Raw genomic sequence first — 11,224 nt, forward strand, 5'->3', positions numbered from 1 at the left:
TAGCTCGGCACCCCGCCAAAATACCGGAACGCCTCTTCGTGGAGCTGCGCCCAGATTTGCTGGCTCGACTTCCAGACCACCCGCCGGAAGCTACGCCGCGAGTAGCGCAGCGTCATCACGAACAGGCGCGGACGACGGTACCGCCCGCTCTTCGGATCAACCGTCGGCGCCCCCTCGCCATAGTCGACCTGAGCTTCGCCGGGGAGGAACTCAAGCCGATCAAACTGCTCGGGATCGGCGTGCCGCAACGTGCGCACAAACCGCTTGACGCTCTGGTAGCTGGACAGAAAGCCAAATTGATCGACCAGGTCCTGGTAAATCGCCTGCGCGTTCCGCTTCAGGCGGACCTGTTCTTCGATCCACGTCCGATGCGCTTCGCAAGCCGAACGGGCTAGGCTGCTGGTGACCGTCGCTTCCGATGCCCCAAAAGCCGGTGGTCGGGGTGGGGGAATTTGGCTGTCCCCGCTCGCCGAGCCGGTGGTCACCTCCCCGGGGGAATTTGCCTCCGCACCAGCCCGCAGCGCTCGGTAACGCCGGATCGTCTTGCGATCGATCCCCGTCAGCCTGTGGATCTCGCGCTGGCTGGCGTTGCGATCGAGTAATGTAAATACAGTGCTTTGCAGGTGTGGCTTCAAGACGTTCAACTCCCAGTCCCCTGCTCGATAAAAGGGGACGAAAATAAACGTCCTGCCGGACCGGCTACCGCTGTTCAGCGGCGCTGCCGGCGATCATCAGGTGGGGGAGTTTCAAGTGACCATACCCGGGGGATTTTGACCGACCCACGGGGAACCCGGGTCAGGTCCCTGGCGACGATGACGGGCTCGCCTTCGGGTACGTGCGACGGACCGACCGGCTTCTCCGGCTGAAGAGAATGCTATCGTGCCGGAGCAGGGTTATGAATGCATCTTCGATCGACCGCGTGCTGGTTCGACCTTTCAGATCCGACGGCGCGCTGGTCGCGAAGATTTTTCCGTCGTTCATCGCGATCAGCCAGACGAAACCCTCGGACATGTAGGCCGTGGCGACTACCACGCTCCTTCCGGCCCTTCGCGCGCGCAGACGATCGCTCAGGTCCCAGAACTGGCAACGCGACAGCGGGTGGACGAATGCGGCTTCTTGCGAAACGAAGGCTTTGATCGCAGCTTCATGGAGGCCCCACTCGGCTTGACCAGTACCGATCTGACCGGCGTTGACAGCAATGAGCGAGGTGGTGGCGATCATCAGGAAGTTCTTTCCAGTTTCAAAGTTGCCGTCGCCGGATCGGCGGCATCCATCATGCTCTGGAAGGCATTTGCGATCAGGGCTTCAAGTTCGGTGCTCGGCGCGTCCAGGAGTGACCCCATCCGAAGCACGTTCCTGAATATGGACACGCCAGCCAACAGGGCCGCGAGCACTGCGATTGGCACAATATTCGATTGATCGAGTTTTTGAGCGAGGGATCGACAAGCGCCCAAACAAATTTCCGAAGCAGCGGTGCGGCTTCCCGGCTGGCAAGCGAGCGAATGACAATATCGAGCGCATGCCCCCCCGCGGGCACGCTCCGAAACCACCTGCCTTGCGAGTGCGCCCGCAAGACTGTGCGCCAGCCTGTGAACTGCTCATCGATCTGCGCCGAGGCCTTAAGGGTCTCGACAGACAGACGCTCTTTGGAGCCGAAGCAACGGTGTACATAGGCGACATCAACCCCACATCGGCTGCGATGTCGCGCAAGCTGGCCTGTTCGTACGATCTTTTGAAAATCGCTCGATTGCGGCTTTCAGGATACGATCGCGCGAACGGACCATAGGTTGCGATCTCGCCTTGGGGGGCATGGGAGCCTCGATATTATCCTCGTTCGAGCGAATCCATAGCATTTGATCTCGTCAATACCTGTTCACCTAAATTTAACTCCGACCGTCCACGGGGCCATAAGGTGTTGGCACTCATGAATGAGGAAGTATCTTCTATGAAGATGGACGCACAGCATCGACATTTTCGTTCGCCACTCGTGATTGGGCACAATCGCTCAATGGAGTGCCGAAGAGCCTCTACGGCACGTTATGAAAGGAGGCGTTGGGACGAATAGGTCGCTCTCCTTCCGGGTTGTTCGACGACCGCGAGCATAAGCGATCCCGCGAGCAGGGTTGCAGAGCCCGCCCAACCGCACGGTGTCTCGTGGACAGGCGAAGAAGAAGGGGGGTGACAAGCACCGTGAACGCTGGGGCCTCTGTTCTTCTGGCCATCATAGTAGCCGGCGGCGGCTATTACTGCTGGCAGAAGCTCGCAAATCACGACCTGCCCGCAGGCATCGCTGCTGGTAACGGCCGCATCGACGCGATGGAGATCGACATTTCTACCTAGATACCCGGTCGCATCAAAGAAATCCTTAGTCAACGAAGGCGATTTCGTCACGGTGCCAGGTGCTCGCACGCATGAGTACCAATCAGCTGGAAGCGCAGCGCCGCCAGGCGAAGGCGCAACCGCAACGCGCGATTATCGGCGTCGGTACCGCCAGGAGACTTCTTACCCAACGCCAGGCCGAGCGCAAACGCGGCGGTCGCGACCGCCGCCATGCGCGAGGCAAAATTCGAGGCCTTCTGGGTCTATGGCGTCGGCGAAGATCCAATTGGCGGTCTGTGAGGAGGGGTCTGCCAAGCCATTGAGCGGGCATCGTATTCTCTAGCGGATCGAGTCTTGCGATTGCAAGCTTTCGGGCCTCGAGGGTCCAACATCTTGATACGCATCCGGCGTAGACCGCAGGCTGGTTAGATCATTCCCGTTGCCAGCGCGTGACCAGCTTGGGGTTTCTTTGTAGAACCTGACGAGCTCGATCAGGTTTTCGATGCCAAGATCGGTGAACGCCTGAACACGGAGCGCCACCCCTTCCACGTGATTCTCAAGCTCGACAGGAACTGTCGGTGGCGCCGTAGTTGGATAGTCGAACACTAAGCCAGGTGAGCAGGCGTTGACTGCTTTTGGGTAAAAGCAATATCCACCGAATAGCTGCGGGTCTCGCCCGACAGGGCGACCGGCTCGACGCCGTTGATCTTTGCGCTTGTGCAGGGCTCGATCGCGAGCACGCAGGCCTGCGGACGCAGATCGTGCCAGAGCTGAAGATGCGGAAGCGTGCTGACGTCGAATCTGACGGCAATCTCCAGCGTCGCGCCGTGCTCCATCGGTGTCGCGAGCCTGCAAACGGCGGAAGCGCCATCACCGTCGGCAGGAAAGCTGACGGATTCAGACAACAGCGAAACATCAGGCAGCCCCTTGACATCAAGCAACCGGCGAGAGCCAAGGGTCACGGACGATCCCGGCGCGAGAGCCGGGTAGCCGAAATTGAAGTGATAAAGACTTGCCTGCGGTGTGGGTTCGTTTGAAAGGTTGGTCACCTCGTCGCGGATTCACGGCAGGTTACCGCCGATGGGCGCCTCGAGCCGGCGCCTGAGACGCAGCGCCTCGCCGCCGAAGCGGAACTGCATGACCTCGCCCTCGCAGAACAGCACGGGGTCGCTCCGATTCCAGTCTTCGCCGTGCGCCGTCACGCGTGCCGGCGTGAACGGCAGTCGGCCGTGCATGGGATGGCCAGGCACGGGTTGGCGAAAATGATCCAGCCCGCAGGTGACGAGGAATCCGGAATTGGTGCGGCTGTAGCCGCGCCCGTCGTCCTCCTCCGGATGGTGCAAATGCGGGCTGCGGAAACCGGCCATGCTCTGCCAGGCGACCGGCATGCCTTTCCACCACAACGGCCCGATGTCGAGCGATCGGTCCCCGAGTGCCCAGAAATCGAGCCCATTTCCATTGGAGAAGGCAAGCGCGGCAACGCCGCGCTCCACACCCTCGTCGAGCACGATGCGCCGCACGCTCGCAAACTGCTTGGGATCGCCGACCTTGGCGCGCAGATTGTTGTAGGTCACGACGAAATCTCGCGTTGGGCTGTCGACTCGTGCAGGTCGAGCCTGCCAAACGCTTCGGGCGGCGCCTCGTTGGCAGCCATCAGCCGCGCCATCAGCGCCACCAGGCGCGCCTCCTGCTCCTCGTTCTTCACCGGCTGCTGTTGGCCTGGATCCTTCGCGAGGTCATAGAGCCGCGTATCATTCTCAAGCAGCGCGCCCGGGCCATAATTGAGATACATCGGCGAGCGTTCGATCACGGGGACCTTGAGCAGCTTTGCGCCCTTGGTGAAGGGGAAGCCCTCCGACAGCGATGCGCCGGCGAGCTCCTCGGGCAGGAACGGCGAGCGAATATGCGTCGGCATCACCGTGTACTGGAAGATCTCCTGCGTCTTCAGGTCGGCGGGAAAGCGATGATAGGTGTAGTGCCCGTCGGTGATGTTCACCGCGCCGCCGAAATAGCCGAACAGCGCCGCTTCGCGTAACGGCTGGGGGGATCGCGCGGCCTTCAGGATCGAGTGGCCCTCCATCTCACGCGGCGGCGTCACGTCGAACAGATCGAGGAACGTCGGCGCGAGGTCGATGGACTGGGTCAGAACCGTGCTTCGCGCGCCGGGTTGCGGGCGCCGCGGATCGTGCACGAACAACGGAATGTGCACGATCTCCTCATAGAGGTTCATGCGGTTCTTGGCCCAGAAATCGTGCTCGCCGAGCAGGAAGCCGTGATCAGTCGTGACGACAAGGGCGGTGTCCTTCCACATGTCGTGGCGGTCGAAATCGTCGAGCAGCTGTCCGAGCAGGAAGTCGCACATCGACACAACGGCATAATAGTTTGAGCGCAATTCTTCGCATTCGGCCGGCAGCTCGTCGACCCGGCCATAGCGCGGCCAGTCGCGGATCGGCCCGTTCCAGCCGCTGTCGAACGGCGCCTTGAAACGGGCCGGCGCGTGGAATGGCTCGTGCGGATCGAAGGTCTCGAGCTGGAGCAGCCAGTTGTCGGCGTCGCGGTTGCGGTCAAGGAAGTCGAAGGCGTGCGCGAAGCACTGCACCGAGGGGAAATCCTTCTCCTCCTTGATGAACTCGCGGTTGATGATGTTCTGCGAGTGATATTTGCGCCGGTCGGTGGTGAACTGGCGCGCGTGATACATCTCGCGCAGACGCTCCCAATGCGGCTGCACCATCGCCTTCCAGGGATCGCCTTCCTGGCCGCGCACGAACTCATAGCTGTCGTAGCGGTTGTGATAGGTGGCGCCGCCGTCCTCCCAATAGTGAAAATGATCGGTGATGAGATGGCTGTAGACACCGGTGTGATGCAACAGCTCCGGCATCGCATTGTCGAACGGCTCGAGCGGGCCCCAGCTGCGATGCAGGAAGCTGAGCCGGCCGGTGAGCAGATCGCGCCGTGCCGGCATGCACGGCAGGCTGCCGACGTAATGCCGGTCGAAAGTCAGCGTCCTGGCGGCGAGACGGTCGAAGTTAGGCGTCGGAATCCTGATGCCGCCATAGGCGCCGAGCAGATGGCGGTTGAGGGAATCGAAGAGAACGAAGACCGTCTTCATGGCATTTCCTTCGCTGGTCGCGTCTTCTTTCACGGCGCCGTCTTATTTCACAGCGCCTTGGGTGAGACCCGCCACGATGTAGCGCTGGCCGATGATGAGCAGCACCAGGGCTGGCAGGATCGACAGCGCGGCGGCGGCCGCCATCTGCGTGTAGAGAATCTCGTATTCCTGAGCGAATTTGGCGATCGCGACCGGCACGGTTGCGGTCTGCTTCATGGTCAGCGTCAGGGCGACACCGAAATCATTCCAGCTGAACACGAAGGTCAGGATGGCGGTTGCGGCAAGGCCCGGCGCAGTGATCGGCAGCACGATCCGCCACAACAGAACTGGCGTCGTGGCGCCGTCGAGCCGGGCGGCCTCCTCGAGCTCGACCGGAACGTCGCGCACGAACACGCCCATCAGCCACAATGCCATCGGCAAGTTGAGTACGGTATGCGCGAGCACCACGGCGGTCAGCGTGTTGTCGAGGCCGACCGTGCGCATGATCGTGAACCAGGCGCTGGCGAGCGCCAGCGGCGGAAACATGTGAAACACCAATGCCCAGCCGAGAAAGATGTGCACGAACCAGCGCGGCCATGACATCCGGTTGAGCGACCACGCGGCCAGTGTGGCAGTGACGAGGCAGATCAGCGTGCTCAGCGTGCCGACGACGAGCGAGTTGCGATAATTGACGAGGAAATCAGAGGTCTTGGAGAACAGCACTTCGTTTAAGTTCTTCAGGACCGGCGTGAACCAGAACGCCCCTGATAGCAGCGAGATCTGGGTGCGGAATCCCGCAGCGACGACCCAGACGATTGGGATGAGCACGAGCAGCGCCGCCGCCATCAACAGGGCATGAATGGACAGGGCGCGCACCCTCGGAGACGCCATCATTTCGTGGCTCCCATCCGTCCGCGCGCCGCGAAGGCGGCTGCGAGCAGAATGCAGGTCATGAAGATGATCGCGACAGACATTGCCGAGCCATATCCGGTCTGATCCTCGCGGAAGAAGCGCTGGTACAGCGTGAAGCTCATGACCTGGGTCGATGTCCCGGGGCCGCCGCCGGTCAGCAGATAGACCTCGTCGAAGACCTTGAACGCCAGCACGAGGCGGAAGGCGAAGGTCACCATGATGGTGGGCAGCATCATCGGCAACGTCACATAGGTGAGCTCCTGCCAACCAGAGGCCCCGTCGATCTTCGCGGCCTCGTAGACATCCTGCGGCAGCGATTGCAGACCGGCCAGGAACAGCAGGAAGCAGAACGGCGTCCAGTGCCAGATGTCGACGAAGATCACTGAAGCGAGGGCCGTGGTGGCCGAGCCGAGCCAGTTGAGGGGATCGATGCCGACCAGCGCGATGGCCTGGTTGACCAGGCCGAAATCGAAGTTGAGCAGCAGCTTCCAGATCGCGCCGACGACGATGCCGGGAACCAGGATCGGCAGGATGAAGATGGTGCGATAAAGCAGGCGGCCGCGGGTGACGCCGGTGCAGAGCAGTGCGAGCGCGAAGCCGCACAGCATCTGACCGCCGACCGCAAACAGCGCGAACAGGATGGTGTTGAGAATGCCGGCGCGGAACAGCGTATCGCCGGCAAGCGCGCGGTAATTGTTCAGGCCTGCGGCGGCGAAGCTCGAATGGCCGCCACTCCAGCTCACGGTGAAGAAGCTGGTCGCGAACAGATTGGCCAGCGGCAGCACGCTGAGCGCCAGCAGCAGCAGCAATGCCGGCGACAGCGTCAGCCAGCGCCACAGCCGCTCGTCGAGGCCTCGCTGGAAATCGGACGCGCTCGGCTGGCTCGCCAGCGCGGATGGCTCTGCTACCACCGCGGCGATGTGCGCGGTGGCGCTCGCGGTCGGCTTAATGGTCGGCCTCAGGGCAGTGCCGGCAGTTTGCCGGTGTTGTAGTTGCGCTTGGTCATGACGCCAAAGACCTGCTCGGCCATGCTGTTGAGAGCCTGTACCGATGTCGTGTTGCCGGCGACCGCCTGATTGAGGCCGAGCTCGAGGATCGAGATCACCTCGCTCGCCTCCGGGAACTGGTAGATGTTGACCGCGTGCGGCAAGGCTTCGCCGAGCGGTTTCATCCAGCGATAGCGGCGTTCCTGCGCGATGGGATCGCGATAGGTCGCCGCGCTGACGGGAATGCCGCCGAACTTGGCGTGCGCAAGCTGGGCCTCCTTGGTCTGGTACCAGCGGAGGAATTCGAGCGCGCTGCGCTTGCGATCGTCAGGCACGTTGCGCGCGATGCCGCCGAGCCAGTGGCCGAGGCCGGGACCGGTCGAGAAGCCCTCCGCGTGCGGTGTGACCGCGAACTCGACCTTGTCGACCACGGCGGACTTGTCGGGATCATCCATCTGCGACCACGCCGAGACCACCACCATGATATGGGCGGCCTTGCCGGTCAGCATGTTCTGGATCACCTCCGCCTGTTCGAGCGAGGCGGTCTGCGGATGGCCGGCTTCCTTGGCGAGCCGCAAATAATAGTCGAGCGCCGTGCGCCCGGCCTCGTTGTTGAGCGTCACCGTGTAATCGCCGACGGCCTGGTTCTTGAAGATGCCGCCACCGAAGCCGTAGAGATAGGGATAGAAATCGTAGCTGACGGTCGCCGGCCCGCGGGCGCCGCGCTGGACGATGCCGTAGCGGCTCGGCGGCTTGTGCAGCTTCCTTGCGTTCGCTTCGAGCTCGGCAAACGTCTCCGGCGTCTTCAGGCCCGCGTCCTTGTAGAGATCGCCGCGATAGTAGAGCAGTGGGATGAGCGGCGAGATCGGCACCGACATCAGCTTGCCGGAGGCTGACATCGTCTTCTTGTCGGCATCGAAATAAACCGTGTTATCGAGCGTGTAGACATCAGGGTCGAGCTTGAAGGACGGATCGATCGCCGCGATCGGCTCGACGAAACCGCCGAAATACATTTCGGCGATCCAGCCGGAGTTCATGATCAGCAGGTCGTATTGGCCGTTCGCGGCACGCACCGAGTTACGCTGCTTCTCCAGCGATCCCGCGAACGGGTTGACGTCGAGCTCGACCCGGTTGCCGGTTTCCTTCTCGTAGAGCTCCACCGTCTTGCGGAAGCTGTCGAACCAGGGCGACTGGTTGACGACGATGGTCATCGGCGCGACCTTGGCCGCCGCCGCGTATCGCCACGGGGCAGCGAGCCCCAGGGCGGCCGCGCCACCTGCACCCACGACCTGACGGCGCGTCAGGCCACGCTTCCCGCTCTGTCCCGGCATCCCAATCCTCCCGCCCGCGTTCGGCCGATTCCGGCTCTCTCGGAGGTGAAGCAAAACAGGATTTAGGTATTCTTACAAAGAGATTATTGTGCCGTAGGTATAGCTAAAAGCTATGCCGTGCTCCTGCGACCACGAACCTCTTCGGCGCAGATGATCTTGAGCTCGCCGATGATTTCGGCTGCTGCCGGCGAGACCCAGCCGCCCTTGCGGGTGATAACGCCGGCATCGCGCGACAAAGCGAGTTCTGGAACGTTTAGCATGACGAGGCCGTCACCTTCAGGCGTCTGGAGCGTCTTCGACACGGTGGTCGCCAGCGCGTCCGATTGCCTGAGCACGTTGAACTGGAGCGCGACCGATCCGCTTTCGAGCACACTCGAAGGCGGCGGCAGGTCGTTCGAGACAAAGAGGGAGTCGAGCCTGCGGTGCGCCCGCGTCGAATGCGGCGGCTTGATCCAGGGATACTGCAGGAGATCGCGCATGTTGACCCGCCGCCGACGGGTCAGGGGATGACCGCGACGGCAGCAGACGCCGAGCCGATCGGATGTTAGCGTCATCGTCTCGAAATCCTGCTGATCTTCCGGCGCCTATGTTGTCGCAACCAAGGGACGTTTCTTCGCCGACCTAATGGTCCGCCAAGAGTTCTACAACATCAAGATGGACAATGCGGGCTTCGCCTTCGCCAACCAGCCGGTCGGCGCACACGGCTATTCGATCTCGGCGTCGACTGGGTACAACTTCGATCTGGGCAATGACTGGTTCATCGAACCGTCGGCGGGATTCATCTACTCCAGGACGTCCGTCGATAACTTCACGGCCCCCGGCGTCTCTGGCCCGAATTTCACCGGCATTGCCGGCATCATCCAGACCAACGATGTCGAGAGCGAGATGGGTCGCCTCAGCTTGCGCGGTGGCAAGACAATCGCGACGCCCAACGTCATCTGGCAGCCGTTCGCATCCGCCAGCGTTTTCCATGAATTCGCCGGCAACGTCACCTCAAACTACACGTCGCTGAACGGCGTATTCCCTGTCGGCGGCGCTCCATTTACATATAACCAATCGACGACGACTTCGCGTGTCGGCACCTATGGCCAGTATTCTGTCGGCGTCGCGGGCCAGGTAGTCAACACGGGCTGGCTCGGTTTTGTCCGCCTCGACTATCGCAACGGCTCCAACATCGATGGCTGGACTGGCAATGCCGGCATCCGCTATCAGTTTACGCCTGAGACGATCGCTGCCGCGATTATGCCGACGAAAGCCGTACGCATGGTCAAGGCGCGGCCAATTGCGGTCACCGCGACCAATTGGACAGGTTTCTACGTCGGCGGTTTCTTCGGCGGGTCTGCCGGTCGCACCGACGTGAGGTTCGGCGATCCGACGACGGACAGCACCCGGCCCTGGAGCAGCGGCGTCTTCGGCGGCGGTCAGCTCGGCTACAACTACCAGTTCGGTAACAGCTGGGTCGTCGGTGTCGAAGGTGACATCGGCGCAGCCAACATCCACGGCGCACGGACCGTAGGCACGCAGGCCTTTGGGGCCGGGATGACCTCCGCATATTTCGTTGCCGAGGACAAGACAAACTGGGTGGCGAGCCTGACAGGCCGCGTTGGTTACACTTGGGGACGCACGCTTTGGTACGTAAAGGGCGGCGGCGCCTTCGAAGATGGCCGCACGAACGCGACCTGCTACAATCCGCAGGGCGTAGCAGTGGCGAGCGTCTGTAACAATGGCGCCGGCGCCTTCATCGCGAGCGGCACCGGCTTCAGTATCTCTAACACCCGCATGGGCTGGACGGTTGGCTACGGCACCGAGTTCGATCTGGGCAGGAATTGGTCGGCGAAGGCGGAGTACGACTACCTGTCGTTTGGCCGCGATCGTGCGCTCGCCTCCGACGGCACGACGAACATGTCAGTCAAGGCGGACAACATCAGCCAGGTCAAGGTAGGCCTCAACTATCGCTTCGCTCCCCAAACGGTTGTCGCCAAGTACTGAGGCGCTGGGCACGATCGACCCGTTTTTCCCTGAATCGAAACAGGCGGCCCAATCGGCCGCCTGTTTCCTATGAAGTCTGCCAGGTGGGGAGGGCTGCCGATGCCAAGGTGATAGAAATCGGCGTGGGCAATCTCCACGAATTCGATGCCGGCGCTGCGTCAGGTCGCATCGGATGAAACAAATCTTCGGCTATGCGTTGCCGCACCAGAGTGCGATGGACGAGGCCGTACCGCAAAAGATCACAATGGGCTTAGTGATCCGGCGTGTTAGCCGTGAGTGCTATGCAAGACATTCGGTTGCGACATAGTGTATCTCCATGACGGGCACCGCGAGACTCTATCGCCGCCATTACCCGTCACGGAGACTGGACGTCCCTCTGACTCTCTGATCGCGCAAGAAGGCCAGCTCCGTTATCACTTGTATAGCTGCGGGTATGGTCATGACGTTACAAAACTGAAGACTGCAAGCGGTTCCGCCCGCCAAGCCGCTGCTGAGAGCTCATCTTGAACGTTTTACGCTTGGTGACCTGCCCCTGAGTATTTCCTCCAGATGGAGTTAGAGTCCGGCCTGAAAAGGACGGACAGATGAAGCGAGCAAGG

At 61.8% G+C, this 11,224-nt stretch carries 9 protein-coding genes and 3 pseudogenes; 2 read left to right on the forward strand and 10 right to left on the reverse strand.

The window, feature by feature from the left end; genetic code table 11:
* The 3 genes from AC3WLX_RS36355 to AC3WLX_RS36365 all read right to left on the reverse strand — a co-directional run.
* A partial coding sequence (locus AC3WLX_RS36355) for a transposase (RefSeq protein ID WP_492339379.1) occupies positions 1 to 680 on the reverse strand: 680 nt, incomplete at its 3' end.
* A 115-nt stretch (positions 681 to 795) separates the two neighbouring features.
* Positions 796 to 1,221, reverse strand: a complete 426-nt coding sequence (locus AC3WLX_RS36360; RefSeq protein WP_024343445.1) for a P-loop NTPase family protein — start codon at positions 1,219 to 1,221, stop codon at positions 796 to 798.
* On the reverse strand, positions 1,221 to 1,343 hold the full coding sequence (locus AC3WLX_RS36365; protein ID WP_283805943.1) for a hypothetical protein: 123 nt from the start codon (positions 1,341 to 1,343) through the stop codon (positions 1,221 to 1,223). Before AC3WLX_RS36365 ends, AC3WLX_RS36360 begins: the two co-directional genes overlap by 1 nt.
* A gap of 835 nt (positions 1,344 to 2,178) precedes the next feature.
* Between AC3WLX_RS36365 and AC3WLX_RS36370 the strand changes: the two genes are divergently transcribed.
* A complete protein-coding gene (locus AC3WLX_RS36370; RefSeq protein WP_155248813.1) occupies positions 2,179 to 2,340 on the forward strand; it encodes a hypothetical protein in 162 nt (53 codons plus the stop codon).
* Between the two features lie 47 nt (positions 2,341 to 2,387).
* On the opposite strand, the gene AC3WLX_RS36375 is transcribed toward AC3WLX_RS36370, so the two are convergent.
* The 7 genes and pseudogenes from AC3WLX_RS36375 to AC3WLX_RS36405 all read right to left on the reverse strand — a co-directional run.
* Positions 2,388 to 2,552 carry a hypothetical protein gene (locus AC3WLX_RS36375; protein WP_155248812.1) on the reverse strand — a complete coding sequence of 55 codons (165 nt, stop codon included), beginning with the start codon at positions 2,550 to 2,552 and terminating at the stop codon, positions 2,388 to 2,390.
* 372 nt (positions 2,553 to 2,924) lie between these two features.
* Positions 2,925 to 3,893 (reverse strand): annotated as a pseudogene (locus AC3WLX_RS36380) (DUF4432 family protein).
* On the reverse strand, positions 3,890 to 5,428 hold the full coding sequence (locus AC3WLX_RS36385) for a sulfatase (RefSeq protein ID WP_024343443.1): 1,539 nt from the start codon (positions 5,426 to 5,428) through the stop codon (positions 3,890 to 3,892). The pseudogene AC3WLX_RS36380 and the gene AC3WLX_RS36385 overlap by 4 nt, the downstream one beginning before the upstream one ends.
* Before the next feature lie 42 nt (positions 5,429 to 5,470).
* On the reverse strand, positions 5,471 to 6,301 hold the full coding sequence (locus tag AC3WLX_RS36390) for a carbohydrate ABC transporter permease (RefSeq protein ID WP_028139159.1): 831 nt from the start codon (positions 6,299 to 6,301) through the stop codon (positions 5,471 to 5,473).
* On the reverse strand, positions 6,298 to 7,230 hold the full coding sequence (locus AC3WLX_RS36395; RefSeq protein ID WP_155253864.1) for a carbohydrate ABC transporter permease: 933 nt from the start codon (positions 7,228 to 7,230) through the stop codon (positions 6,298 to 6,300). Before AC3WLX_RS36395 ends, AC3WLX_RS36390 begins: the two co-directional genes overlap by 4 nt.
* Positions 7,231 to 7,277: 47 nt before the next feature.
* The gene (locus tag AC3WLX_RS36400; RefSeq protein WP_028139158.1) at positions 7,278 to 8,636 is read right to left on the reverse strand and encodes an extracellular solute-binding protein; all 1,359 of its coding nucleotides are present in this window, start codon (positions 8,634 to 8,636) and stop codon (positions 7,278 to 7,280) included.
* A gap of 110 nt (positions 8,637 to 8,746) precedes the next feature.
* Positions 8,747 to 9,205: pseudogene (locus AC3WLX_RS36405) on the reverse strand (LysR substrate-binding domain-containing protein); the annotation flags it as partial.
* Positions 9,206 to 9,227: 22 nt separating this feature from the next.
* Between AC3WLX_RS36405 and AC3WLX_RS36410 the strand changes: the two are divergent.
* Positions 9,228 to 10,625 (forward strand): annotated as a pseudogene (locus tag AC3WLX_RS36410) (autotransporter domain-containing protein); the annotation flags it as partial.
* Positions 10,626 to 11,224 lie beyond the last annotated feature (599 nt).

It is taken from the genome of Bradyrhizobium sp. FW305-F6 (assembly GCF_058782905.1).